This window comes from Azospirillum sp. ST 5-10, from assembly GCF_051225715.1.
Lineage (GTDB): Bacteria > Pseudomonadota > Alphaproteobacteria > Azospirillales > Azospirillaceae > Azospirillum.
On the sequence record NZ_JBPJSP010000027.1, the window covers coordinates 70,132 to 95,392 of the forward strand.

General features: G+C 73.2%; 26 protein-coding genes and 1 rRNA gene. 13 read left to right on the top strand and 14 right to left on the bottom strand.

Going from position 1 to position 25,261, the window contains the following annotated elements; all coding sequences use genetic code 11:
• The first annotated feature begins 146 nt into the window (after positions 1-146).
• Complete coding sequence (locus ACSBPG_RS24290; RefSeq protein WP_435539815.1) at positions 147-1,619, top strand: PLP-dependent aminotransferase family protein; 1,473 nt, start codon at positions 147-149, stop codon at positions 1,617-1,619.
• A gap of 67 nt (positions 1,620-1,686) precedes the next feature.
• Here ACSBPG_RS24290 and ACSBPG_RS24295 read toward each other — a convergent pair whose 3' ends face one another.
• From ACSBPG_RS24295 to ACSBPG_RS24335, 9 genes are all read right to left on the bottom strand, one after another.
• Positions 1,687-2,514: a DUF2189 domain-containing protein gene (locus ACSBPG_RS24295; protein ID WP_435539816.1), complete on the bottom strand. Its 828-nt coding sequence runs from the start codon at positions 2,512-2,514 to the stop codon at positions 1,687-1,689.
• A gap of 144 nt (positions 2,515-2,658) precedes the next feature.
• Positions 2,659-2,853: a DUF2783 domain-containing protein gene (locus tag ACSBPG_RS24300; RefSeq protein WP_435539817.1), complete on the bottom strand. Its 195-nt coding sequence runs from the start codon at positions 2,851-2,853 to the stop codon at positions 2,659-2,661.
• Positions 2,854-2,867: 14 nt separating this feature from the next.
• Positions 2,868-4,526, bottom strand: coding sequence for an FAD-dependent oxidoreductase (locus ACSBPG_RS24305; protein WP_435539818.1), 1,659 nt, complete (start codon positions 4,524-4,526; stop codon positions 2,868-2,870).
• Between the two features lie 115 nt (positions 4,527-4,641).
• Positions 4,642-5,166: a MarR family winged helix-turn-helix transcriptional regulator gene (locus tag ACSBPG_RS24310; protein WP_435539819.1), complete on the bottom strand. Its 525-nt coding sequence runs from the start codon at positions 5,164-5,166 to the stop codon at positions 4,642-4,644.
• Positions 5,167-5,264: 98 nt separating this feature from the next.
• Positions 5,265-5,801 (bottom strand): VOC family protein, encoded by a 537-nt coding sequence (locus tag ACSBPG_RS24315; protein WP_435539820.1) that lies wholly within the window; start codon positions 5,799-5,801, stop codon positions 5,265-5,267.
• Positions 5,802-5,906: 105 nt separating this feature from the next.
• On the bottom strand, positions 5,907-6,788 hold the full coding sequence (locus ACSBPG_RS24320; protein ID WP_435539821.1) for a phosphotransferase: 882 nt from the start codon (positions 6,786-6,788) through the stop codon (positions 5,907-5,909).
• 7 nt (positions 6,789-6,795) lie between these two features.
• Complete coding sequence (locus tag ACSBPG_RS24325) at positions 6,796-7,659, bottom strand: DUF1194 domain-containing protein (RefSeq protein ID WP_435539822.1); 864 nt, start codon at positions 7,657-7,659, stop codon at positions 6,796-6,798.
• A gap of 17 nt (positions 7,660-7,676) precedes the next feature.
• Positions 7,677-7,919 (bottom strand): hypothetical protein, encoded by a 243-nt coding sequence (locus tag ACSBPG_RS24330; protein WP_435539823.1) that lies wholly within the window; start codon positions 7,917-7,919, stop codon positions 7,677-7,679.
• On the bottom strand, positions 7,913-8,683 hold the full coding sequence (locus ACSBPG_RS24335; RefSeq protein WP_435539824.1) for an MBL fold metallo-hydrolase: 771 nt from the start codon (positions 8,681-8,683) through the stop codon (positions 7,913-7,915). Before ACSBPG_RS24335 ends, ACSBPG_RS24330 begins: the two co-directional genes overlap by 7 nt.
• 117 nt (positions 8,684-8,800) lie before the next feature.
• Between ACSBPG_RS24335 and ACSBPG_RS24340 the strand changes: the two genes are divergently transcribed.
• Positions 8,801-9,595 (top strand): helix-turn-helix domain-containing protein, encoded by a 795-nt coding sequence (locus tag ACSBPG_RS24340; RefSeq protein ID WP_435539825.1) that lies wholly within the window; start codon positions 8,801-8,803, stop codon positions 9,593-9,595.
• Positions 9,596-9,706: 111 nt separating this feature from the next.
• Positions 9,707-11,698 carry a hybrid sensor histidine kinase/response regulator gene (locus tag ACSBPG_RS24345; protein WP_435539826.1) on the top strand — a complete coding sequence of 664 codons (1,992 nt, stop codon included), beginning with the start codon at positions 9,707-9,709 and terminating at the stop codon, positions 11,696-11,698.
• A 15-nt stretch (positions 11,699-11,713) separates the two neighbouring features.
• Here the strand turns inward: ACSBPG_RS24345 and ACSBPG_RS24350 are convergent, their stop codons facing one another.
• A complete protein-coding gene (locus ACSBPG_RS24350) occupies positions 11,714-11,920 on the bottom strand; it encodes a hypothetical protein (RefSeq protein ID WP_435539827.1) in 207 nt (68 codons plus the stop codon).
• 249 nt (positions 11,921-12,169) lie between these two features.
• Here ACSBPG_RS24350 and ACSBPG_RS24355 point away from each other — a divergent pair, with 249 nt between their 5' ends.
• The 8 genes from ACSBPG_RS24355 to ACSBPG_RS24390 all read left to right on the top strand — a co-directional run bounded on the left by ACSBPG_RS24355 (position 12,170) and on the right by ACSBPG_RS24390 (position 19,660).
• Positions 12,170-14,257 carry an ATP-binding protein gene (locus tag ACSBPG_RS24355; protein ID WP_435539828.1) on the top strand — a complete coding sequence of 696 codons (2,088 nt, stop codon included), beginning with the start codon at positions 12,170-12,172 and terminating at the stop codon, positions 14,255-14,257.
• 82 nt (positions 14,258-14,339) lie between these two features.
• On the top strand, positions 14,340-14,774 hold the full coding sequence (gene panD, locus ACSBPG_RS24360; protein ID WP_435539829.1) for an aspartate 1-decarboxylase: 435 nt from the start codon (positions 14,340-14,342) through the stop codon (positions 14,772-14,774).
• The gene (locus ACSBPG_RS24365; RefSeq protein ID WP_435539830.1) at positions 14,767-15,759 is read left to right on the top strand and encodes a zinc-binding dehydrogenase; all 993 of its coding nucleotides are present in this window, start codon (positions 14,767-14,769) and stop codon (positions 15,757-15,759) included. The genes panD and ACSBPG_RS24365 overlap by 8 nt, the downstream gene beginning before the upstream one ends.
• Positions 15,760-15,772: 13 nt before the next feature.
• Positions 15,773-16,447 (top strand): energy-coupling factor ABC transporter ATP-binding protein, encoded by a 675-nt coding sequence (locus tag ACSBPG_RS24370; protein WP_435539831.1) that lies wholly within the window; start codon positions 15,773-15,775, stop codon positions 16,445-16,447.
• A complete protein-coding gene (locus tag ACSBPG_RS24375) occupies positions 16,444-17,082 on the top strand; it encodes an energy-coupling factor transporter transmembrane component T family protein (RefSeq protein ID WP_435539832.1) in 639 nt (212 codons plus the stop codon). The genes ACSBPG_RS24370 and ACSBPG_RS24375 overlap by 4 nt, the downstream gene beginning before the upstream one ends.
• A complete protein-coding gene (locus tag ACSBPG_RS24380) occupies positions 17,079-17,633 on the top strand; it encodes a biotin transporter BioY (RefSeq protein WP_435539833.1) in 555 nt (184 codons plus the stop codon). The genes ACSBPG_RS24375 and ACSBPG_RS24380 overlap by 4 nt, the downstream gene beginning before the upstream one ends.
• Positions 17,630-19,063 (top strand): class I adenylate-forming enzyme family protein, encoded by a 1,434-nt coding sequence (locus ACSBPG_RS24385; protein ID WP_435539834.1) that lies wholly within the window; start codon positions 17,630-17,632, stop codon positions 19,061-19,063. Before ACSBPG_RS24380 ends, ACSBPG_RS24385 begins: the two co-directional genes overlap by 4 nt.
• A 141-nt stretch (positions 19,064-19,204) precedes the next feature.
• On the top strand, positions 19,205-19,660 hold the full coding sequence (locus ACSBPG_RS24390) for a cupin domain-containing protein (RefSeq protein ID WP_435539835.1): 456 nt from the start codon (positions 19,205-19,207) through the stop codon (positions 19,658-19,660).
• Between the two features lie 7 nt (positions 19,661-19,667).
• Here the strand turns inward: ACSBPG_RS24390 and ACSBPG_RS24395 are convergent, their stop codons facing one another.
• A complete protein-coding gene (locus ACSBPG_RS24395; RefSeq protein WP_435539836.1) occupies positions 19,668-20,576 on the bottom strand; it encodes an IclR family transcriptional regulator in 909 nt (302 codons plus the stop codon).
• A 198-nt stretch (positions 20,577-20,774) separates the two neighbouring features.
• On the opposite strand from ACSBPG_RS24395, the gene ACSBPG_RS24400 reads away from it, so the two are divergent.
• Together ACSBPG_RS24400 and ACSBPG_RS24405 are read left to right on the top strand one after the other, a co-directional pair.
• Entirely contained in the window at positions 20,775-21,320 is a 546-nt protein-coding gene (locus ACSBPG_RS24400) for a TetR/AcrR family transcriptional regulator (RefSeq protein WP_435539837.1), read from the top strand.
• Positions 21,321-21,387: 67 nt separating this feature from the next.
• On the top strand, positions 21,388-22,887 hold the full coding sequence (locus ACSBPG_RS24405; protein WP_435539838.1) for an MFS transporter: 1,500 nt from the start codon (positions 21,388-21,390) through the stop codon (positions 22,885-22,887).
• A gap of 102 nt (positions 22,888-22,989) precedes the next feature.
• Here the strand turns inward: ACSBPG_RS24405 and nrfD are convergent, their stop codons facing one another.
• The 3 genes from nrfD to ACSBPG_RS24420 all read right to left on the bottom strand — a co-directional run.
• A complete protein-coding gene (gene nrfD / locus ACSBPG_RS24410; protein ID WP_435539839.1) occupies positions 22,990-24,351 on the bottom strand; it encodes an NrfD/PsrC family molybdoenzyme membrane anchor subunit in 1,362 nt (453 codons plus the stop codon).
• A gap of 87 nt (positions 24,352-24,438) precedes the next feature.
• Positions 24,439-24,819: a response regulator gene (locus tag ACSBPG_RS24415; RefSeq protein ID WP_435539840.1), complete on the bottom strand. Its 381-nt coding sequence runs from the start codon at positions 24,817-24,819 to the stop codon at positions 24,439-24,441.
• 352 nt (positions 24,820-25,171) lie between these two features.
• Positions 25,172-25,261, bottom strand: a 23S ribosomal RNA gene (locus tag ACSBPG_RS24420); the annotation flags it as partial.

Below are 25,261 nucleotides of genomic sequence, written 5' to 3' on the forward strand. Positions count from 1 at the left end.
GGCACCGCGGAGGCGCGAGGACGTCCGGGAGTCCGGTCCGCCGCCACGTCGCCGTTGACGGCGTCCTTTCGCACACGCACAATGCTCGGTGTGGCGAACAATGTTTCGCACGACCTGAATCCTTCCTCGTGCGCGGTGGGTGGGGCATGGCCGGGCGGCCGGGCAACGCGATGTGGGGGCGCCTGTTCGTTCTCTCGAACGAACGGGGACGGCCGCTCCAGGCGCAGATCCGCGAGACCATCGTCTCGGCCATCGCCGACCGCCACCTCTGCCCGGGCAGCCCGCTCCCCTCCAGCCGCGAGCTGGCGGAGCAGCTCAAGGTGGCCCGCAACACCGTGAGCCTCGCCTACGGCCAGCTCGTCGACGAGGGCTTCCTGGTGGCGCGCGAGCGCAGCGGCTACTACGTCAACGCCGACCTGGTGGCGCCGCCGCTGGCGCCGCTGCCGGCACCGCCCGGGCGTGGCGTCGACTGGGAGCGCCGGCTGGCGGTGCGCGCCTCGGTCCAGCGCAACATCGTCAAGCCGCGGGACTGGCAGGCCTATCCCTATCCCTTCCTCTACGGCCAGTTCGATCCCGCCTGGTTCCCCATCGCCGAGTGGCGGGAATGCTGCCGCCAGGCGCTGGGCGTGGTCGAGGTTCGCGGCTGGGCGCCCGACCTGATCGACGGCGACGACCCGCTGCTGATCGAGCAGCTGCGCACCAAGGTGCTGCCGGGGCGCGGGGTGTGGGCGGCCGAGGACGAGATCATGGTCACCATCGGCGCCCAGCAGGCGCTGTTCCTGCTGGCGGAGCTCCTGGTGTCGGCCCACACCGTGGTCGGCGTCGAGGACCCGGGCTACCCCGACGCCCGCAACATCTTCGCCATCAAGACGCCGCACGTCCGGGCGCTGGCGGTGGACGGGGAGGGGCTGGTGCCGGGCGGCACCATGGCCGGCTGCCACGTCGTCTACGCGACACCCAGCCACCAGTGCCCGACCACCGTCACCATGCCGCTGGCCCGGCGCGAAGCGCTCCTGGCGCTCGCCGGCGACCGCGACCTGGTGGTGATCGAGGACGACTACGAGACCGACAGCGGGGCCGGCGACACCGTGATGCCCGCCCTGAAGAGCCTCGACCGCGACGCCCGCGTCGTCTATGTCGGCAGCCTGTCGAAGACGCTCGCCCCCGGCCTGCGGCTCGGCTACATCGTCGGGCCGGCGCCGCTGGTCCGCGAGGCGCGGGCGCTGCGCCGGCTGATGCTGCGCCACCCCCCGGCCAACAACCAGCGCGCCGCGGCGCTGTTCATCGCCCTCGGCCACCACGAGGCGCTGCAGCGCCGCCGCCGCCACGTCCACCGCGACCGCGCCGAGGCGCTGCGCCGGGCCCTCGACCGCCACCTGCCGGACTGGCAGGCCACCGCCGGCGCCGGCGGCTCCAGCCTCTGGGTGCGCGGGCCCGAGGGGCGCTCGGCCCGCGGCATCGCCGAGCGCGCCCGCGCCCACGGGGTGCTGGTCGAACCGGGCGACGTGTTCTTCATGGACGGCGGCGCGCCGGACCGCCACCTCCGCCTCGGCTTCTCGTCGATCGCGGCCGAACGCATCGACGCCGGCATCGCCGCGCTGGCGGCGGCGGCGCGTTAGGGCAAGATCGCTTCTGGCCGATCCGGCCAGAAGCGATCTTGCTCTAAACATTTGAATTCAGAGCGGCCTACGGCTCGTCCTCGCGCTTCACCAGGGCGCGGTAGGCGTGCCAGCTCGCGTGGCCGATCAGCGGCAGGGCGACGATCAGGCCGAGGAAGGCGGTGACGAGGCCGAGGCCGGTGATCAGCACGATCAGGCCGCCCCACAGCATCATCGGCCGCGGGTTGCGGGCGACGGCGACGGCGGAGGCGAGGGCGGCGGCGAAGATGTCGACCGGGCGGTCGAGCATCATCGGCAGGGCGGTCACGTTGGTGACGAAGGCGAAGGCGGCGAAGGCGAAGCCGAGCGCCGTCACGAAGGCGGCGAACACCAGGCCGTCCAGCGTCCACAGGGCGGCCAGCACGCGGTCGACGTTGATCGCTTCGTGCGGGAAGAACAGGGCGAAGGCGACGACGTTGAGCCGCGTCCAGATCATCACGTAGAGCATCAGCACGAGGCCGGCCGTCAGGATGTGGTAGGGGTTCGCCCGCCACGCCGTGAGCGCCGCCAGCAGGCCGGGCCGGCGGCCCTCCTCGACGTCCTTGGAGATGCGGTAGAGGCCGAGCGCCAGCAGCGGCGCCACCAGCAGGAAGCCGCCGATCAGCGGCGCGATCAGGTAGCCCATGCCGAGCATGGCGAGGCCGCCGGTGAGCGCGAAGCCGATCGCCACGAACAGCGCCCCGTAGGCTAGGCTCAGCGCGCCCGCCGCCCGCATGTCGCGCCAGCCGGCGGCGAGCCAGCCGACCACGTCCGCCGCCGTCACCGTGCGCACCCGGTCGGCGTAGGGAAAGCCCGTCCCGGCGCCGACCACCCGCTCCGCCCGCTCCGCCCGCTCCGCCCGCTCCGCCCGCTCCATGGAACGCCTCCGAACAGTCGCATGACCGAACTGTCCGTGACTATGACATCCGCCGGCGGGGCGGAAAAGCCATACTTCTTCTATAGGTTTTACGGACGGGGAGGGCGGGCGCACCGCGCGCGTCCGCGCTCCGGCCGGCCGACGTCAGACCCCGTCGCGGGCGCGACGCATGGCCTCGCGCAGCACCTCGGCGTCGCCGATGTGGTTGGCGAGCAGCAGGATGAGGCGGGCGTTGACGAGAGCGCTCTGCTCGGGCGTCAGATCGCGGTGGGCATCGATCAGCGCCTCGTAGACGTCGTCGGGATTGGCGATGTTGGTGTCGAGGACGAGCCGGGACATGGGGCACCTCGCGGTCACAGGCCGATGGCGCGGTTGAGGGCGGCGGCGACGCGCGCCGCGTCGAAGGACCGCCAGCGGGCGGCGACGTGCTGGTCGGGGCGGACGAGATAGAGGGTGCCCGGCCGGGCGTCGTAGCGCTCGGCGAAGCGGCCCTTGGTGTCGACCAGGGCGTTGGCGCCGGCGTCGCGGCGACGGTCGGTGACGGCGTGCCAGGCGAACGGCAGCGGCCCCGCCGCCAGCCGGTCGAGGGCCTCGGCCACCGCGGCCGGCACCGCCTCGCCGCCGGCGTGGTAGAGCGCCACGAAGCGGCCGCCCAGCCGCTCCGTCAGCCAGCAGGGCTCGTGGGCGGCGTCCTCCAGCGGCGCGTCGGTGGCCGGCGCACCGGGCACCATGGGGCCGGCGAAGGCGTCGGCGTCGGGCGTGTTGAGCGGGCTGTCGGCGTAGGTGGTCGGCGTCGACAGGCGCCCCGAGTTCACCAGCGGCCGGGCGAAGGGATACTCCGCCGCGAGGCCCAGCACGGCGTCGCGGAAGGTCCGGCTCATCGCGCTCTTGGGCGTGATGAAGTCGGTGGAGCGGGTGGAGTTCAGGATGTTCTCCTTCGCCGCCGCCACCCGCTCGTCGGAATAGGTGTCGAGCAGGCTCTCGGGCGCCAGCCCGTCGAGCACCAGCTTCAGCTTCCACACGAGGTTGTCGGCGTCGGGCACGCCGGAGTTGGCGCCGCGCGCGCCGAAGGGCGAGACCTGGTGGGCGCTGTCGCCGGCGAACAGGACACGGCCGTGGCGGAACCGGTCGAGGCGGCGGCACTGGAAGGTGTAGACGCTGACCCACTCCAGCTCGAACGCGGTGTCCTCGCCGAGCATCGCCTTCAGGCGGGGGATCACGCGCTCCGGCTTCTTCTCCTCCTCGGGATCGGCGTTCCAGCCGAGCTGGAAGTCGATCCGCCAGACGTTGTCGGCCTGCATGTGCAGCAGCGCCGACTGCCGGGGGTGGAAGGGCGGGTCGAACCAGAACCAGCGTTCGGGCGGGAAATCGGCCTTCATCACCACGTCGGCGATGAGGAAGCGGTCCTGGAAGACCTCGCCGACGAACTCCAGCCCCAGCGCCTTGCGGATCGGCGAGCGCGCGCCGTCGCAGGCGATCACCCAGTCCGCCGCCACGGCGTGGACACCGTCCGGCGTCTCCACCTGGAGGAGGACGTGGTCGTCCCGCGGCTCGATCGCCGCGACCCGCGACCGCCAGCGCAGATCGACGCCGGCCTCGCGCGCGGCGTCGACCAGATACTCCTCGAGATAGTACTGCTGGAGGTTGATGAACGCCGGGATCTTGTGGTCGGGCTCCGGCAGCAGGTCGAACTGGTAGATCCGGCGGTCGCCGTGGAAGACCTTGCCGATCTTCCACACCACCCCCTTGTCGATCATCCGCCCGGCGACGCCCAGGCGGTCCCACACCTCCAGCGCCCGCTTGGCGTAGCACACCGCGCGGCTGCCGATGCTGACCGTGTCGTCCTCGTCCAGCAGCACCACCGGCACGCCCTTGCGGGCGAGGTCGAGGGCGGCGGTCAGCCCCACCGGGCCGGCGCCCACCACCACGACGGGGTGGCGGCGGACGGCCGCGCCGTGCCCCTCCTCGGCCGGAACGTAGGGAAACTTGGGATAGGCATAGGTCGACAGCATCGCGGCGCGTCTCCCGGCAGTGGTGCGGCCGTGCGGATGCGGCCGTCGATCGTTGGCCGACAGTATCGTTGCATCCGAGAATGTTTCAAGTGAAATTATCTGCGGGCCCGCGGCCTCACTCCGGGTCGATCAGCGCGGCGATCCGCTCCTTGGGCAGGGCGGCCAGCGCGCCGGCGCGATCCTCCAGCTTGGCGACGAGGCGGTCGAGTTCGGCGCACTCCTCCGCCGCCAGGACGGTCAGCAGCCGGTCCTCGAAGGCGCGGGCCAGCGGCACGATGCGCTGGTAGATGCCGCGGCCCTTGGCCGTCAGGCTGACCTGGGCGGTGCGGCGGTCCTGCCGCCCGGTGGCGCGGACGATGAGGCCGGTGTCGAGCATGCGCGCCATGGCGCGGCTCACCTGCACGCGGTCCATGGCGGTCAGCGTGGCGACGGCGGTGGCGCTCAGGGTCCGGCCCTCGTCCAGGCCGCCGAGCACGGCGATGATCCGCCATTCCGGGATGGTGACGGCGAAGCGGTCGGCGTAGACCTTGGCCACGGTCTGGCTGACGGCGGTGGCCAGCACGTGCAGGCGGTACGGCCAGTACCGTTCGAGCGCGAAGGGAACCGCCGCCTCCCCGGTCTCCGCCGTCCGTCCCGTCATCGCCCTGTCCCGCCTCCGTCACGCCCGCCGGCACAGCACCCCGGGGAGGGCGAGCTTAGCGGAAAGCGCGGCGCGGCGACAGCCGGCCGCCGGCGCCTTCAGACGGCGAACTCCTTCTCGTGCAGCCAGGAGGCGTGGGTGACCACCTTCCGGTCGCGGCTCCACTCCTCCAGCATGACCGGGGCGATGGCCTTCAGCTCCGCCATCTGCTCCGGCGTGCCGGTGAGGCAGGTGAGCTCCAGCCGGTGGCCGTTGGGATCGAAGAAGTAGATCGACTTGATGATGGCGTGGTCGGTCGGGCCGACCACCGGGAGGCCGCGCGCCTCCAGCGCCGCCTTGGCGGCGAGCAGCGCCGCCTCGTCCTCGACCTGGAAGGCGATGTGCTGCACCCAGGCGGGCGTGTTGGGGTCGCGGCCCATCGGCGGCGAGTTCGGGATCTCGAAGAAGGCCAGGATGTTGCCGTTCCCCGCGTCGAGGAAGACGTGCATGTAGGGGTCCGGCTCCTTGGTGGAGGGCACCCGCTCCTCGGAGATGGCGACCAGGAAGTCCATGTTCAGGACGTCCCGGTAGAAGGCCACCGTCTCCTTGGCATCGTTGCAGCGGTAGGCGACGTGATGGATCTGCTGGATCTTCATGGACGCTCGCTCCCGGACCGTGTGTTTGAGGTTGGCCCGATAATAGTTTCACTTGAAACTATCGTCAAGGCGTTCGGGACCGGGTGCTCCGGCCGTCGCTCCGGGCTATTCCGTGGCGGACGCCAGCCAGTCGACGGCGTGACGCACCATGGCCGGGGCGTGATCGGGGTCGTGCGCCAGTTCCGCGAGTTCCGACAGACGGTGCATCCCCGTGAGAAGGGCGATCCGCCGCCGCTCCAGCCGGCGCCCCGTCAGCGCCTCGTACGCCGCCACGACGCGTTCGGTCAGGTCCGGCGAGATGAAGCTCGTGCGGATGAAGTCCTGGTGCAGGGGACCGATCCCGGAATCCGCGAAGTCGTAGACGCCGTTCAGCCGTCCCCGTTCCTGATCGAAGGCCATGTTCCACCCGTGGCCGTCGAAGAATCCGTAGGTCCGCCCGTGCGGGTCGGCGGGCAGCCGCTCGCAGGCCTCGACGATGCCGAGGGCGCGGTCCCGCAGCGTCCGGGGCAGAGCCGGCACGGCCTTGGTCCGGACGACGTCGGGCGGCTGCCACGCCTCGACCGGGCCCGCCCCGGCCGCCGCCATCACCGCCGCGTCCAGCCGGTGGAGCTCCGCATAGAAGCGGCCCAGATCCGCCCCCAGCCGTACCCGCCCGCCTTCCGGGAGCCGTTCGTAGTGCTCGCGCAGGAGGTGCCCGCCCGGCAGCTTGCCGTGGCGGGAGAAGAGCGGCGGCCCGTCGTGGAGGTCCATGTCCGGCACGGCGAGCGACACCGACGGACGGACGATCGCCAACAGCGCCGCCTCCTTGCGCAACGCCATCGCCGCCGCCGCGTGGCGGGGGAACTTGAAGACCAGACGGTCGTCGACGTCGACGGCGACCGAGTGCCAGCCCCCCGTCAGCAACCGGAAGGCCGCGTCCTCCAGCTCCGGAAAGCGGCGGAGGATCGCCGCCCGGAAGGGGGCGAGGTCGTCGTCCGGCGCCGCCATCCTCGCCTCATTCCCATGCCGATCCCCGGCCGACCGTAGCCGCAGCGGCCCGCTCGCCGCAACACGGGCCGGCCGCGGCGACGACCGACGCGGCGCTCGCCGCTCCCCGGCGCGGCTCCGCGTCCCGCGCCATCAGCTCGCGCAGCAGCTTGCGCTTCAGCGCCTCGCCGAACGCACGGTGGTCGCGGGCACTGATCAGGAAGCTGCCGGGGCCGCCGACGACGTCCCGCTGGTAGAAGGCGGTCATCCCGCCCAGCCCCCATGGCGCCCCGGAATAGGTGAGGCGGCCGTCGAAGGTGCCCCTCGGCCGGCCGTCGGCGATGGGCAGGGCGTTGATGGTGATGCCGGCGGCGACGGCGGCGTCGCGCACGGGGGCGGAGCGGCCGCCGTCGCCCTCGTGGTCGCTGACGACGTCGATGATGCGCCGGGCGCCGCCGAACCCGCCCTCCGACAGCATCGCCGCCGCGTGCCGGAGGCCGGCCGCCAAGGCGGTGTTGCCGGCGCTGGAGCGCGGTGCCGTGGCGACGGCCAGGCCGAACGCACCGGCCGACGCCGCGTCGGTGAGCAGGCTCCATCCGGCGACCGTGGCGATCTCGCCGCCGCCGGAGAACTCCACGTAGGCCACGGCCACGCCACCGGGGTTGGCGGCCAGGGCGGCGACCACGTCGGGATCACCGAAGGCGGCGAGGTAGCCCTGCTTGACCATGGCGAACTCGTCGTCGTCCATGCTCGCGGAGACGTCGGTGAGCAGGACGATCGCCAGGTCCGCCGCCGGCGCCGTGCCGGCAGTGGCGATCCCGGCAGTGGCGATCCCGGCAGTGGCGATCATGGTGGCGACGGTGGCGGCGCGCAGCAGCGTCTTGGCGGGCATCGTCCGTTCCCCGGCGGCTACAGGTTGAGCTGGTAGGTGACGGGCACCCAGCGGTACGCCGCGTCCTTGCGCTCCACGTAGCCGAGCGACGGGAACGTCATGTGGTAGGCCGAGACCAGCAGCCGGTCGGCGGCGACCATGTCGTAGATGCGCCGCCGTGTCGCCGCCCCCGCCTCCTTGTCCATGTCGAAGAAGGCATGCCATCCCGGATGCGCCAGCGACGCCACCTCGTGATGGGCGCAGTCCCCCCACATCAGCATCCGGCGGCCCTCGCTCTCGATGTGGTAGGCGAGGTGCCCCGGGGTGTGGCCGTAGCTCGCCACCGCACGGATGCCGGGAACGACCTCGCCGCCCGGCTTGACGACGCTGGTCCGGCCGGCCAGCGGCACCAGGTTGGCCCGGAACAGCACGGCCGAGGGTAGGCGTTGCTGTCCTTGGGCGCCGCCAGCCGCTCCTCCTGCGACCAGAACGCGTGCTCGACGTCGCCGACGACGTAGCGGGCGTTGGGGAACAGCGGCCGTCCACCCTCCATCAGGCCGCCGATGTGGTCGGGATGGGCGTGGGTCAGCACGACCACGTCGATCTGCTCGGGGGCGAACCCCGCCGGGGCGAGCATGGCGGCGAGCCAGCCGCCGTCCGGCCGGGGAACGAAGCCGTCGGCGCCGTTGCCGGTGTCGAACAGGACGACCTCGCGCCCGGTGTTGACGATGGTCGGCGTGAAACCCGGCTGGAACCGGCCGGCGGGAAGCAGGCTGTCGCGCATCAGGCGATCGACCGCGTCGCGGGGCTGATCCTCGCCGACGATCGGCCAGGGCCCGTCGATCACCGCGGCGGCGTCGAGGATGTTGGTGACCTCGAACGCTCCCAGACGGAAGCGGTAGTGCCGCGGCATCGACGGGCCGAGCAGCGGCGCCGCGGCGCCCGCCGGAGCGCAGAGGTTTGCAGAAACGATGGGCGCGGCGGCAAGGGCAATGGCCGATGCCAGAACACGGCGGCGTGTCGAACCCTGGCTGCGAGCAGACATCGGGCGTCCTCCTTCCCATAAAGTCTCATTGCCGACTTGACGCCGGTCATGATGTGATCGCCGGCCGCCGATCGCCGTGGGCGGACGCGATGACGAGCACTCTGGCGGAGGATAGTCATGGCCGACGGTTCGCGCTTGTACGAACGTGCTGCGGCTCCGCCCGGCCCGCTCTGGCACGTCGACGACGGCCGCACCTTCTTCGCCGGAACGCTCGACTACAACGCCAGCCACCAGCACGGTGCCCCGGTCTACCTCGCCGGCCTCCATCGGCCGTTCGGCCTGCGCGTCGCCGGCGGGCCATGGCTCGCCTGCCGGACCGCGGTGATCCCGGCCGGCGTCCTGCACGAGCTGGACGTCGGCGGGGACCCCATCGCCGTCCTCTACGTCGAGCCGCACGCCGGCGGCCTGCACGCCCTCCTCCCGCTGGTGCGCGGCGCGCGCGAGGTGGGCGGCGCGCTGGTCGGCGACGGCGGCGAGGTATCCTTGCTGCGCACGCTCTACGAGGACCGGTCGAGCCCGGGGTGGGCGGGGGAGGCGCTGCGCGACCTCGTCGGATTCGCCGCGCCCCGGGCGGCGCGGTCGATCGACGGGCGGATCGCCCGCGTCGTGGCGGACCTGCACGGCGACGACGGCGCCCCGGCGCCGGTCGCCCGGCTGGCCGCCGGCGTCGGCCTGTCCGCCTCGCGATTCCAGCACCTGTTCACCGGCGAGGTCGGCGTGCCCTTCCGCCGCTACCGCGCCTGGCAGCGCATGCGCTCGGCGATCCGCGAGATCGTCGCCGGGAACTCCTTCACCGCCGCCGCGCATGCCGCCGGGTTCGCCGACCAGCCGCACTTCGCCCACGACTTCCGCCGGACCTTCGGCGCCCCGGCGTCGCGCAGCCTCACCGGGGTGCGACGGCCGGCGGGGTGACCCGCGCCGTCGCGGTGCCGCCAAAAGAGCGAAACGCCGGCCCGGCGGATCATGTTAGGCTATAAATCACGGTAAGCTAATGGAAGCACGCTGAGGCACGGAAAGGGCCGGATGAGTTCGATCGAACCCCCTTGGCCTCTGGACGAACCCGCGCGCATCGCCGCGCTGCGCGTCCGCTCCATCCTCGACACGCCGGCCGAGCCCCTGTTCGATCGCCTGGTGCGCCTGGCCACGCGCCATTTCGGCACGCCCATCGCCCTGGTCAGCCTGGTCGACGAGAACCGCCAATGGTTCAAGGCGCGCGTCGGCCTCGACGTCCCGTCGACCAGCCGACGCCTCTCCTTCTGCGCCTACGCCATCCTGGAGGACACGGTGATGGTGGTGCCCGACGCCACCCGCGATCCCCGCTTCGCCGACAACGACCTGGTCACCGGCGAGCCCGGCATCCGCTTCTACGCCGGGGCGCCGCTGGTCACCGCGGACGGCCTGCGCCTGGGCACGCTGTGCGTCATCGACCGCCGGCCGCGCCACGACTTCGACGCCGAGGCGCGGCGCGACCTCGCCGACTTCGCCCACTGCGCCATGCACGAGCTGGACGCGCGCGCGGTCCACCACGCCAGCGCGGAGCGGTTCCGCGCGCTGGTCGAGAACACGCCGGTGATGATGTGGCTCGCCGACGCCGACGGCACCCTGCAATATTCGAACGCGGCCTGGCGCGCCTACACCGGCCAGGACAAGACGGAAGGCAACCGCTGGGAGTTCTTCCATCCCGACGACCGCGCGCGCATCCAGGACCTCCGCCGGCCGGCCATCGGCGCCGGCGAACCCTACGCCTGCGAGGTGCGGGTGCGGCGCAGCGACGGCGCCTGGCGCTGGCACCTCGGCCGGGTCGTGCCGCTGCGCGAGGACGGGCGCCCCATCGCCTGGATCGGCACCGCCATGGACATCCACGACCTGCACCGGGCGCGCGAGGTGGCCGAGGAGGCGGACCGCTCCAAGACCCGCTTCCTGGCGGCGGCCAGCCACGACCTGCGCCAGCCCATGCAGTCGATCCTGCTGTTCGCCGAAGCCCTGGCCCCGCACCTTGCCGGCGACGAGACGGGCCAGCGCAAGATGCGGCACCTGCAGCACGGCCTGGAGACCCTGAAGGGGCTGCTCGACGGCCTGCTCGACCTGTCGCGCCTCGACGCCGGGATCGTCCGCCCGCAGGTGCAGGAGTTCGCCATCGGCGATCTGCTCGACCACCTCGGCGCCTCCTACGCGCCGGTCGCCGCGGGCAAGGGGCTGGAATGGCGCGTCACGGCGTGCCACCACACGGTGCGCAGCGACCGCATCCTGCTCGGCCGCATGCTGCGCAACCTCATCGAGAACGCCGTGCGCTACACCGAGCGGGGCCGCATCCGCATCGATTGCGGCGATTCCGGCGACCGCCTCCGCATCCGCGTGCGCGACACCGGCATCGGCATCCCCGCCGACCAGACCGGCGCCATCTTCGAGGAGTTCCACCAGGTCGGCAATCCCGGCCGGGACCGCAGCCAGGGCCTCGGCCTCGGCCTCGCCATCGTGCGGCGCCTGTCGGCGCTGCTCGACCACCCCGTCACCGTCCGTTCCCGGCCCGGCCGCGGCACCGTCTTCACGGTGGAGGTGCCGCTGGCGCGCCGCCGGGATCCGGCGGCCCGCACCGCCCGCACCGGCCCGGCCACCGTGGAGACGGCGACGCCGCGCGCCTTCGCCGTCGTCGTCGACGACGACGCGGTGGTGCTGATGGGGCTGCGGACGATCCTGCAGGAATGGGGCTACGACGTGCTGACGGCCATGGCGGCGGCCCCGGCCCTGAAGCGTCTGGAGGAGTCCGGGCGGCGGCCGGACGTCGTGCTGGTGGACTACCGGCTGCGCGACGGGCGCGTCGGCACCGAGGCGGTGGAGGGCATCCGCGCCCGCTTCGGGCCGGAGGTGCCGGGCATCATCCTCACCGGCGAGATCGGCCCGGAGCCGCAGCGCGACGCCGCCGCGCTCCAGCTCGGGCTCCTCTACAAGCCGGTGACCCCGAACCTCCTCAAGGCGGCCCTGGCGCGCCACGCCGCGGGCGGCCGGACCGTCTGACCGGCGCGGCCGGGATCAGGCGGCGCGGGCGTCGCCGTGGGCGTTGCTGTTGGCCGGCCGGGCGGCGCCGGCGGCGACGGTCGGCCGCGCCATGGCGCGGACGTCGGTGACGATCTCGACCAGCGCCTTGGGGTCCTTCACCAGGATCTCCAGCGCCACGGCGGCGAGGCCGGCCAGGGCGGCGGCGGGGACCAGGATCTCGAGGACGGCGGCGATGGACATGGCGGATCTCCTTCGTTCGGGTGCGTCGTCTGTTGTCGTGCTGCCAATCTAGGGGCGGACAGGTCCGCGCTCAACCGTTGAAATACGGTACCTGGTATACCAAATACAATTGGCTTCCAGGCCAACAGCTGGCGGCGCCAACGAATCCGGCGGCGCCGCGAAAAAGGACGCTGGATTGTCGGGGCCGCCCCCGCATACCAATAGCGGAGAACCCGCAGACCGGGCCGCGCAGCCCGGTGGAGGCCCGTCTTGGCACGCAGCGTCGTGACCCATCTCGCCGCCCTCCTGCTGTCGCTGGCGGCCGCACTGGCCATGCTCACCCTCGACCGGCTCGACCGCGCGGGCCGGGAACAGGCCGCCCACAACCAGGTCATGCACCAGCTCGGCGCCGTGCGGTCGCGGCTGGAGGCGCTGCTGTCCGCCTCGCTGCTCACCTCGCGCGGGATCGCCGCGCCGCTGCAGATGCAGGGCACGATGACGCCGGCGATCTTCGACCAGCTGGTCCGCGAACTGACCGGGCCGCAGGACTACGTGCGCAACGTCGCCATCATCGAGGGCACGACGATCACCCGGGCCCACCCCGACGCCTCGGTCGTCGGCACCGACATGCGCCGCCTTCCCGAGCAGTACGCCACGCTGCAGCGGGCGATCCGCGAGCGCAGCGCCGTCGTCTCCGGGCCCACCCGCCTGATCCAGGGGGGCGACGCCGTCATCGGCCGCCTGCCGGTGTTCGCCTCCGGACCGGGCGACGGGCCGGACCGCCTCATCGCCACGATTTCGATCGCCATCGACGTCGACCGGCTGCTGCGCCGCGCCGGCATCGGCGTGGACGGGAGCGGGCAGGGCGACGGCCCGGCCCTCGAGGTGGCGATCCGCGGCAAGGACGGACGGGGTGCGCAGGGCGAGCTGTTCTTCGGCCCGCCGGACCTGTTCGCCGGCCGCTCCGTCACCACCGACGTCGTCTTCCCCGGCGGCTCCTGGCAGCTCGCCGCCCGGCCGCGCGGCGGCTGGGACACCCTGGTCGGCGACCGCACCGTGCCGCGGCTGCTCGGCGGCGCCATCCTCGGGCTGCTGTGCGGCACCCTGTTCGGGCTGGCCCACTACGCCAACTGGCTGCGCAGCAGCCGGCGCGACGCGCGCGAGAGCGAACAGCGCTACCGCACCGTCGTCGAGACGGCGCCGGTGGCGATCTTCATCCAGCAGGCCGGGCGCATCGTCTTCGCCAACGGCGAGGCGCTGCGGCTCGTCGATGCGCCGGAGCCCGCCGACATCCTCGGCCGGCCGGTCCTCGACCTGGTCCACCCGGACTGGCGCGCGGCGGCGCACCGCGCGGTGATCTCGCTGTCGGCCGGGGCCGCCGACCGTGACCGGGTGGTGACGCTGCGCGACCGCCGTGCCGTCGTCGAGCTCGCCGCCGCACCGGTCCGGCTCGCCGGCGGCTCCGCCGTGCTGATCACCGCGCGCGACATCACCCGCCGCCAGGCGGCGGAGGCCAAGATCCAGGACTTGAACCGGGGCCTGGAGCGCAAGGTGGAGGAACGCACCCGCGCCCTCGAGGAAGCCCTGGCGGCGCTGCACCGGGCCAAGGACGCGGCGGAGGCGGCGAACCGCGCCAAGTCGCTGTTCCTCGCCCACATGAGCCACGAGCTGCGCACGCCGCTCAACGCCATCATCGGCTTCTCCGACGCCCTGCGCCTCGGCACCTTCGGCGACAAGACGATCCGCGAGTGCGATTCCTACCTCGCCGACATCGGCCGCTCCGGCCGCCATCTCTGCGCCCTGATCGACGACATCCTCGATCTCGCCAAGGTGGAGGCGGACGAGCTGGTGCTGAACGAGGCGCCCTTCGTCCTCGCCGACCTGGTCGAGGAGGCGCTGCGGCTGGTGGAGCAGCGGGCCGAGGGCGCCGGGGTGCGGCTGGAGGACGCGCTGCCGGCCGACCTGCCGGTGCTGCGGGCCGACGCGCGGCGGGTGCTGCAGGTGCTGCTCAACCTGCTGACCAACGCCGTCAAGTTCACCCCGGAGGGCGGGCGGGTGGCGGTGTCGGGCCGGATCGAGGACGACGGCGCCCTGGTGCTGGAGGTGGCCGACACCGGCATCGGCATCGCCGCCGCCGACCTCGCCCTGGTGATGCAGCCGTTCGGGCAGGTGACCAGCGCGCTGCGGCGCAACCACGACGGCGCCGGCCTCGGCCTGCCGCTGGCCCGGCGCTTCATGGAGGCCCACGGCGGCACATTGACCCTGGACAGCGCGCCGGGAACCGGGACCCGGGCGATCTGCCGCTTTCCCGCCGAGCGGGTCGGCCGGGCCGCCGCCGCGGTCGCAGAAAGCGATTGAGCTTGCCGCGCGAATCTGGCGTATACGGCCGGTCCGACACCGCCGCCCCGCCGGCCGCGGCTCCCCGGGAAAGGAACTGCCCATGATCAAGGTCGTCCGGGCCAAGCTCCACGGCATCCGCGTCACCGACGCCCATCTCGACTACCAGGGCTCGATCACCCTCGACCCCGAGCATTGCGAGGCCGTGGGCATCCTGCCGCTGGAGTTCGTCGAGATCTGGAACAAGAACTCCGGCGCGCGGATCAGCACCTACGTCATCTTCGGCGAGCGCGGCTCCCGCTGCTGCGTGCTGAACGGGGCGGCGGCCCGCACCTGCCAGCCCGGCGACACCGTCATCGTCGCCGCCTCCTGGTACTGCCAGCCCGCGGAGATCGCCGCCGTCAAGCCGCGCTTCGTCACCTTCGACGCCGACAACCGGATCGCCGGACGCTTCCACTACGACGTCACCGCGCTGGGCGACGGCCGCCACGACTTCGCCATCCTGCCCCTGCCGGACGTCGAGCCGGCGGATGCCTGACGCGGCGGCCGCGCGGGCCCTCGTCTGCGAACGGTTCGGCGAGCCGGCCGACGCGCTGCGCCTGGTCCAGGCGCCGGAGCCGGCCTGCCGCCCGGGCGACCTGCTGGTGCGGGTGACCGCGCGCGCGGTCAACCCGTCCGACCTGCTCACCGTGCGCGGCGCCTACGCCGCCGCGACGGCGCTGCCGTTCGTGCCGGGCTTCGAAGGGGTCGGCCGCGTCGTCGCCGTCGGCGCGGCGGCCGACGCGGAATGGCTCGGCCGGCGGGTGCTGGCGCTGCGCGGCGACGGCACGTGGCAGAGCCACGCGCGGGTGCCGGCGGCGTGGACGGTCGCGCTTGCCGACGCGATCCCCGACGACGCCGCGGCCCAGCTCTACGTCAACCCGCTGTCGGTGCGGCGGATGCTCACCGAGGAGCTGCGGCTGCCGGCCGGGGCGGTGGTGGTCGTCAACGCCGCCGGGTCCGCCTGCGGCCGCATCGCCGCGCAGACCTGCCGCGAGCTCGGCCTGCGCATGCTGGCGCTGTGCCGCGGCGACGCCCACGCCGGCGCGCTGATGGCCCTGGGGGCCGCGGCGGTGGTGGACACGACGCGGGAGGACCCCGCCGCGGCGCTGGCGCGCCTCGGCGGCGGCGCGCAGGCGGCGCTCGACGCCGTCGGCGGCGCCGACGGGCTGGCGCTCCTGGACCTGCTGGAGCCCGGCGCGACCCTGCTGGCCTATGGCCTGCTGTCGGGGACGCTGCTGTCGCCGAAGGCGCCGCAGGCGGCGGCCCGCGGCGTCACCGTGCGGCGCTTCTGGCTGAAGCCGTGGGTCGACGGCTGCACGCCCGAGGCGTGGCGGGCGGCCTTCGCCGCCGTGATCGAACGCGTCGCCGACGGCCGCCTGGCGCTCCCGCCGGCGGCGGCCTTCGACCTCGCCGACGCCGCGGCGGCCATGCGCGCCGCCGAGACGCCCGGCCGGATCGGCAAGGTCGTGCTGGTGGGATGAACGGGGACCGGCCATGATCGAGCTGCACGACGTCCATCACGGCTACGACGACCGCCCCGTCCTCGACGGGGTGACGGTGACCCTGCGGGAACGGCGCATCGGCGTGGTCGGCGCCAACGGTTCGGGCAAGAGCACGCTCGCCCGGCTCCTCAACGGCCTGGTGGTGCCGACGCGCGGCCGGGTGCTGGTGGACGGGCTCGACACCCGCACCGAGGGACGGGCGGTGCGCCGCCGCGTCGGCTTCGTCTTCCAGAATCCCGACGTCCAGATCGTCTATCCCACGGTGGAGGAGGACCTCGCCTTCGGCCTCAAGGCGATGAAGCTGGGCCGCGCCGAGATCGCCGCCCGCGTCGACGCCGCACTCGCCCGCTACGGGCTGGAGGGCCACCGCCACCAGGCGGCGCACACCCTGAGCGGCGGCGAGAAGCAGCTCCTCGCCATCGCCGCCGTGCTGGCGATGGAGCCCGCCTGCGTGGTGTTCGACGAGCCGACGACCCTGCTCGACCTGCGCAACCGCCGCCGGGTCGCCGCCGCCATCGACGGGCTGGCGCAGACCGCCGTCGTCGTCACCCACGACCTCGACCTGCTGGCCCGCTTCGACCGGGTGCTGGTGCTGGCCGACGGGCGGGTGGCGGCCGACGACGCGCCGGGACCCGCGCTGCGCGCCTACGTGGAGCGGCTGGCGTGACCCCCGGCCTCTACCTGCACCGCGATTCCCCGGTCCACGCCCTGCCGGCGGGGGTCAAGCTGGGCGGTCTGCTGGTGCTGGCGGGCGGCCTGCTGGCGCTGCCCGGGCCGTGGGCGTTCGCCGTCGGCGCACCGCTCAGCCTGGCGCTGCTGGCGGCGGCGCGCCTGCCGGTGGGAACGGTGCTGCGGCAGCTGCGCCCCGTCTTCGCCATCATGGTGGTGTTCTTCGGCGCCCAGGCCCTGCTGGCCGGGCTCGGCTGGCTGGAGGGCCTGGCCGCGGCCGGCCGCTTCGCGGTGCTGGTCATGCTGGCGACGGCGGTGACCTTGACCACCCGGGTCGGCGACATGGTGGCGCTGTTCGAGCGGGTGTTCGCGGTGCTGCGGCCGCTGGGCGTCGACCCGGAGAAGCTGGCGCTGATGCTGGCGCTGACGATCCGGCTGGTGCCGCTGCTGGTGGAACAGGTGCGCGAGATCCGCATGGCGCAGCGCGCGCGCGGCGTCGAGCGCAGCGTGCTGGCGCTGTTCGTGCCGCTGACGGTCAAGGTGATGGGGTTGGCCGACGCGCTGACCGAGGCGCTGGAGGCGCGCGGCTACGACCCCGCCGCCTCCCGCAGGACGAAGGAGGACGGTTCGTGACGCTCGATACCCGCGACATGGTGCTGTGCGCCCTGTTCGCCGCCGTGGTCGCCGCCCTGGGGCTGGTGCCGCCGATCCCGCTGGGCTTCCTGCCGGTGCCCATCACCGCCCAGACCCTGGGGGTGATGCTGGCCGGCGCGGTGATCGGCCCGCGCCGGGCGGCGATCGCCATGGCGCTGTTCATCCTGCTCCTCGCCGCCGGCCTGCCGCTGCTCGCCGGCGGGCGCGGCGGCGTCGGCGCCGTCTTCGGGCCGACCGGCGGCTTCCTGCTGGCCTGGCCGGCCGGCGCCTTCGTCGTCGGCTGGCTGGCCGAGCGGCTGGGCGCCGGGGCGCGGCCGCTGCCGCTGTTCCTGTGCTGCGCCGTCGGCGGCATCGCCGTGGTCTACGCCGGCGGCATCGCCTGGCTGGCGCTGGTCACCGGCGTCCCCTGGGAGAAGGCGGCGACGGGCACGCTGGCCTTCCTTCCCGGCGACCTGATCAAGGCCGGCGCCGCCACCGCGGTCGCCGCCACCCTGCGCCGGGTGCGGCCGCTGGAGTCGGCCCGCCGATGAGTTTGCTGGCGCCCTTCGCGGCCGCGGCGGCCCGCCACCCCGACCGCCCGGCGCTGCGGTTCGGCGCCGAGGCGGTGACCTACGGCGCCCTGCACGCGGCGGCGCGCCGTTTCGCCGCCGGGGTCGGGCCGGGCGACCGGGTCGCCCTGCGCATGACCAACCGGCCGGAGTTCCTGGAGGTCTTCCTGGGCACCGTGCTGGCCGGCGGCACGGCGGCCCTGCTCGACCCGAAATGGAGCGCCGCGCAGACGGCGGCCGCCCTGGAGACGGTGGCGCCGGCGCTGGTGGTGACCGAGGAGGGGACGGGCAGGGCAGGGGGAGCGCCGCGGGACGGCGCCGCGGCGCCGCCCGAGGCCGCGCCCGACACCCCGTTCCTGATCGGCTTCACCTCCGGCACCACCGGGCGGCCCAAGGCGTTCATCCGCTCCCAGGGCTCCTGGATCGCCTCCCTGGCGGCGAGCCGGGAGGAGTTCGCCATCGGCGAGGCCGACGGCATCCTGGTGCCGGGGCCGCTGGTCCATGGGCTGGGGCTCTACGCCGCGGTCGAAGGGCTGTGCGCCGGCGCCGCCGTCCACGTGCTGGGGCGCTTCGACGCCGCCGCAGCCGTCGACCGGCTGGCCGGGCACGCCCTCACCACCCTGGTGGCGGTGCCGACCATGCTGGTGGCGCTGCTCGACGCGGCCGCCGCCCGGAACCTGCGCCTGCCCGCCCTGCAGCGGGTGATCTCGGCCGGCGCCAAGCTCGCCCCGGTCCTCCACGACCGCCTCGCCGCCGCCTTCCCGGAGGCCGAGGTCTTCGAGTACTACGGCGCTTCGGAGCTGAGCTTCGTCAGCGTGCTGGCGTCGCGCGAGGGGGGCCCCGCCGACAGCGTCGGCCGCGCCTTCCGCGGCGTCGACCTGGCGGTGCGCCGCGACGACGGCACGCCGGCGGCGCCGGGCGAGGTCGGCACGGTGTGGGTGAGGAGCGCCATGCTGAGCGACGGCTATCTCGGCACCGGCGACGGCGCCGGCTTCCGCCGCCGGGGCGACTGGGCGACGGTCGGCGACCTCGGGTCGCTCGACCGGGCCGGCTGGCTGCGCTTGGCCGGACGCGCCGGCGACATGCTGATCACCGGCGGCCTCAACGTCTATCCCGCGGAGGTCGAAGCGGTGCTGCGCAGCTGCCCGGACATCGCCGAGGCGGTGGTGTTCGGCCTGCCGGACCCCTATTGGGGCGACGCGGTGACCGCCGTCGTGTGGTGGCGCGACGGCCGCCGCGGCACGGCCGAGGAGGTCTGCGCCTGGTGCCGCCGCCATCTGGAGGCCCACAAGTGCCCGCGCCGGCTGTTCGCCGCCGGCACCACGCCGCTGACGGGCAGCGGCAAGATCGCCCGGGCCGCCCTGCGGCGCTGGGCCATGGACGGCGGCGGAGCGCTGGAGGCGGTGGCATAGAGCGGGATCACGCCAGGTGGCATCACCTGGCGTGATCCCGCTCCAAATTCAAATACTTAGAGCAAGATCGCTTTGTGGTTTTTCGCCGCCGCCGGTTGGGGTATCAGGGACCGGCGCCATCACCCTCGGGGGGAAACCGTCGTGATCCCGATCCTCGCCTTCTTCTCCGCCATCGCCGCCGCCGCCGCGGCCGGCGCCGCCGAGCCCCGGCCGATGAGCGTGTCGTGCGAGGTGCTGCTGCCGGCCGGGCCGATCCCCGGCGATCCCGGCTATTTCCTGACCGTCGAGCGGCTGACGGTGCCGCCCGGGCACGACGCGCACCGCCATGTCCATGCGGCGCCCGAGTACCTCACGGTGCTGAGCGGCACCGGCACCCTGACCATCGACGGACAGGGCGACGTGGCGCTGCGTCCCGGCGTCGTCGTCGCCGTCCCGCCGGACGTGCGCCACCAGCAGCACAACGCCAGCGCCGCCGAGCCGCTGGTCTACACCGCCACCTTCGTCGGCCGCATCGACGAGCCGCGGCTGACCGCCTACGTCGGCGAGCCGGACAAGACCGCCGGCTGCCCGCACCGCCGCGAGCCGGCCAAGCCCTGAGCGGACCTCAGGCCTTGCGCGCGGCGCGCCGCTTGCGCGCCGGCGGCTCGTCGGCGGGCGGTTCCTCCTCCGCCTCCGGCTCGGGCACCACCAGGGTGTCGGCGAGGCCGGCCGCCGCGCCCCGCAGGGCAGGGACGTGCTGCAGCGCCTGCTTCAGGGTCATCCGCGCCATCGGCGCCGAGACGGCGAGCCCGGCCACCGTGTTGCCGGCGGCGTCGAGGACCGGCACGGCGACGCAGACGACGCCGGCCAGGAACTCCTGGTGGTCGGTGGAGATGCCTTCGGCGCGGATCTGCTCCAGCTCCTTCAGCAGGCGCTGCGGGTCGGTGATGGTGTTCTCGGTGTAGCGTTCCAGCGGCACCTTGCCGATGATCTGCTCCTGGCGGGCGCGCGGCTGGGCGCTGAGGAACAGCTTGCCCATGGCGGTGCAGTGCAGCGGCACCCGCGACCCCGGTTCGAAGCGCAGGCCGAACGGCCAGGCCGCCTCGACGCGGTCGATGTAGACGACCTGGTTGCCGACCATGACGCCGAGGTTGACCGTCTCGCCGAGCTGGCGCGACAGCGCCTCCAGCACCGTGTGGCGCGGCGCCGTCCGCACCGAGGCGGCGACGATGTCGAGGGCGAAGCCGAGCAGGCGCCGCCCCGCCACGAAGCGGCGGCCGCCGGCCTCGCGCTCCAGCAGCCCTTCGCCCTCCAGGAGGCGGGCGATGCGGTAGGCGGTCGGCTTGGGCATGCCCAGGCGCACCGCCAGCTCGGCCATGCTCATGGGCCGTTCCGCCGTCGCCACCGCGCCCAGGACGGAAAAGGCCTTGAGCGTCGGCACCTGGCCTTCGCCGTCGGCGGCGGCGCGCCGCGGCTCCTTGGGGGCGGCGGGGAGCCGGGCAGGGGCGGGGGGTCTGGTCTTCGCGGTCGCCATGGGGCCGTGTCATAGCATGGGCCCGCGGCGGCAGCCAGACGCCACGAGCGCGCAGGGGCGATAATCCGCCGCCGGAATCGCGCGGTTGGGAGAGCCGGGCTGCGCGGGGGCGTCCCCCGGATTCGCGGCGCTTGCAAGGCGGGCCGCCTGCGGATATAAATCCATACGTCCGTATTTTAATTCGCCGAGTGCAGCCCGATGGGACGCCCACCCACCATCGACCGCGACAAGGTCCTCGACATCGCCGAGCGCATCCTGCTGGAAAGCGGGACGAGCGGCCTCACCATCGACGCCGTCGCCAAGGCCGCGGGCATTTCGAAGGGGGGCGTCCAGTCCCGGTTCGGCACCAAGAACGACCTCATCCAGAAGCTGGTGGAGCGTTGGACGCAGGAGTACGAAGCCAAGATCCAGGCGATCGCCGGGACGTCCCCCGACCCCGTCGCCGCCGTCCGGGGGCACATCGATGTCTCGCTCGACACGGACGAGGCCGAGAACGCGCGGGCCGCCGGGCTGATGGCGGCGCTGATCGAGGCGAACGCCTTCATCGACGAGACGCAGGGCTGGTACCGGGAGAAGCTGGCGGGGCTCGATCTTCGAACGGACGAAGGCCGCCGCGCCCGCCTGGCGTTCTTCGCGACGGAAGGCGCCTTCATGCTTCGCGCCTTCCGGCTCTATCAGGCCGACGAGGACGAGTGGCGAAGTCTGATCGCGGATCTCCGCGCGCTCGTCGACGGAGAGCGCTGAGCGCGCCGCCCTCGTCTCTCACGCTCGCCGTCCACGGCCAGCCACCTCCGACCATGGCGATCTTCCGATGACGACATCGACTGCCGGCAACCGCTGGCTGGTGCTGACCATACTGTCGACCGCGCTGGTCATGATCACCGTCGACATGACGGTTCTCTACACCGCACTGCCGCGCCTGACGACGGACCTTGCCGCCACCGCCTCCGAGAAGCTGTGGATCGTCAACGCCTATCCCCTCGTCATGGCCGGTCTCCTGCCGGGGCTCGGCACGCTCGGCGACCGTCTCGGCCACAAACGGCTTTTCCTGTTCGGCCTGTTGGTGTTCGGCACGGCCTCGCTGATCGCCGCCTTCGCGCCGGCTCCGTCGGTCCTGATCGGTGCCCGCGCCCTCCTGGCCGTCGGGGCGGCGGCGATGATGCCGGCGACCTTGTCGATCATCCGTCTCATCTTCCCGGACGAGCGCGAACGCTCGCTCGCCATCGGCGTCTGGGCGGCGACGGCGTCCGGCGGCGCGGCGCTCGGTCCGCTGCTCGGGGGCATCCTTCTCGAGCACTTCTGGTGGGGCTCCGTCTTCCTGATCAACGTTCCCATCGTCGCCGGCGCGCTCGTTCTCGCCGTTCTCATGGTCCCGACGTCGCTCGGCCATGCGGCCCGCCCCTGGGACTTCGTCGGATCGCTGCAGATCCTCGTCGGGCTCGTGGCCTGTGCGTTCGCCATCAAGGAGGTCGCCAAGCACGAGGTCGCCTGGGCGCACGCCGCCCTGGCGCTCCTCGTCGGCTGCGCGGCCTTCCTGGCGTTCAAGCGTCGCCAGGACCGCATGGTCCACAAGCTGGTCGACTTCTCGCTCTTCAAGGATTGGCGCTTCTCGTCGGGGGTCATCGCCGCCGTCGTCGCCATGCTGGCCCTCGTCGGCTTCGAGCTCGCGCTGTCGCAACGCCTGCAACTGGTCCTCGGGCTGACGCCGCTCCAGGCCGGGCTGTTCATTCTCCCGACGGCGCTGGCGGCGTTCTTCGCGGGCCCGCTTGCCGGGGCCCTGTCGCCGCGCGTCGGCCCGCTGAAGGTCCTGTGGAGCGGAATGCTCGCCGCCAGCGTCGGCCTGGCGCTCTCCGCGTCGACCTGCGATCTGCCGCTGCTCTGGCAGATCCCGGGATTCACCGTGCTCGGAGCAGGGCTGGGCTTCACCATGACGGCGGCCTCCACCATCATCATGGCGAACGCGCCGAGCGACCGTGCCGGAATGGCCGCGTCGATCGAGGAGGTCTCCTTCGAATTCGGCGGCGCCATCGGCGTGGCGCTGCTCGGCAGCGTCCTGACGGCGGCCTACGGCATGGCGCTCGCTCCCCCCGTGGGGATCGAGGTCCCGCCGGTGGTGTTCCACGGCCTGGACGAGGCCCTGGCGGCGGCCGACGGACTGCCGACGGCAGCGGCGGCCCGTCTTCGGGACGCCGCCCGGGCGGCGTTCGACCAGGCCGTCGTCGCCGTGATGATCACCGCGACCATCCTGACTCTGGTGACCGCGATCGGCATCTGGCTGCGGGCGAGGGCCGCAGCCGCGGCGCGAGCGTGACTCCGCCCGCGCCACGCAAAAGTCATATAAGGGCAGTTATGGAAAACAAGGCGCCGGCCGGGGCGGGACCGCAGGCTGCCGCCGCGCCCGGCAACGGGCGGTCTACCCGTCCCGTCCCTCGTGCAACGATTCCTTGACGTCGGTGATGGAGAGCAGCGGCAGGACGCGCACGAACAGGAGGAACAGCACGAGGAAGAGACCACCGGTGCCGGCCAGCAGGGTCCAGTCCCACACGGTCGGGCTGTAGGTCTCCCAGCGCGCCGGCAGGAAGCCGCGGGACAGCCCGGTCACCAGCAGCACGTAGCGGTCGACCCACATGCCGGCGACGACGGCGGCCGACACCGCCAGCAGCGCCACCGGCGAACAGCGCACACCCGGCCGGACCAGCAATGCCACGGCGCCGACGTTGACCGCCAGGGCACCCCAGTAGAGCACGGCGTACGGACCGGTGGCCCGCTCCACCAGCGCGTCCAACCCGGCGCCGGCGCCGTAAGCGGCGTGGAACTCCTTGAAGGCGTGGGCGTAGAGCATCAGCGCCCCGAACAGCAGGATGGCGCGGCCGAGATAGTCGAGATGGACGCGGGAAAGATAGTCGTGCAGGTCGAACGCCTCGCGCAGCACGACCGTGATGATCGCCAGCAGGGCGAAGCCGGAGAACAGCGCGCCGAACATGACGTAGGCCGGCAGGATGGTGCTGTGCCAGCCCGGCAGGGGCGACGACGCGAAGAGATAGGCGCCGCCGGTGTGGACGAACACCGCCGGGATGGCGAGCGCCGCAAGGCTGCGGTAGATCGCCCGCCACACCGCCCACTGCCCCGCCGACCCGCGCCAGCCCAGGGCGGCCACGCCGTAGATCAGCGCCCGCAGCCGCGTCCGCGCGCGGCCGCGCAGGATCGCCAGATCGGGGATCATCCCGACGTAGCCGAAGACGAAGACGTAGACGAGATAGAACAGGTAGGAGAAGACGTCCCATTCCAGCGGGCTGCGGAACTGCGGCCACACGCCGGTGGTGCTGGCGTAGGGGAACATCCAGTAGAAATAGCCGGGACGCCCGAGGTGCAGGATGGGAAAGATGGCGGCGCAGAGGGCGGCGTAGAGCGCCATCGCCTCGCCGTAGCGGTTGAGGGAGGTCCGCCACTCCTTGCCGATCAGCAACAGCACCGCCGACAGCAGCGTCGCGGCGTGGGCGATGCCGATCCACCAGATCGTGCTGACGATGGCGATGCCCCAGGCCACCGTGTTGTTGATGCCCCAGATGCCGAGACCGTCGCGCAGCAGGACCGCCGTCGACACGGCGCCCGCCGCGGTCAGCAGCAGGCCGGCGGCGAGCAGCAGCCACCAGCGCCGCCGCGACCGGGCGTCCAGGGGGAAGACCGCGAACTCGTGGGCCAGCGCCCCGGCCGCCTTGGTCGAGCGGTACGCCCGCGCGGTGAAGCCGTGGGGCTGGAGGCCGGACTCGCTCATCGGGGCTCCGACGGTCTGCGGGGAACGGGCGGCGGGTTCGCAAGGGTAAACGCCGCCGCCGCCGTTTGTTCCCCGGCCGGACCGGCGTCAGGCCGGCAGCGCGGCGCGGATGGCCGAAATGATGTCGTTGGGGCTGACGGGCTTGAGCAGGACGCGGATGTCGGACGCCCCACCGCCGCACAGGGCGTTGAAGTCGCCCTCGGGCGGATAGCCGGTCATCACCACCACCGGCAGGTCCGGCCGCGCCGAGCGCAGCCGGCGGATCAGCCCCACCCCGTCCAGGCGCGGCATGCGCAGATCGGTCACCAGGACGTCGACGGCGCTCTCGGCGAAAGCGGCGGCCGCCTGCTCGCCGTCGCCGGCGAGGACGACCCCGAAACCGGCGCGCGACAGCGCCTCCTCCAGAGCCATGGCCGCCAAAACCTCGTCTTCGGCGACGAGGACGCGCGGCGCGTCGGTCGGTGCCATGCCGCTCTCCACCCCCGGCGGGTCCCGCAACAGCGCCACAAGCAACAGCGCTGTGAACCCGCGGATCTTCCACGATCCATACATGATCGGTTCGCCGACCGTCCGCAATCGAATCCATGGACCCTGCCGGCCCCTGGCGCGTGCGCGACCCCGCCCGTGTCCGTTCGGCAACAGGCGTGGCCGCAACGCGACGCGGCGGTCGAGCCATCCCGACGGACAGCCGGGCCAAAAGCCCGCGGCGCGCTCCCCCTTTGGGGGAGCGCGCCGCGGGCGGCGGGAAGGACGGTTCTGTGACGGAGGGATGCGTTTTCGGTGCGGGTTGCGGGCTTGCTGCTGCGCAGGACGCGCGGGCGAGATCAAGCCGCTCGAGCGATTAGTAAGGCTCAGCTTCACGCGTTGCCGCGCGTCCACATGCCTCCTATCGACGTGGTGGTCTACCACG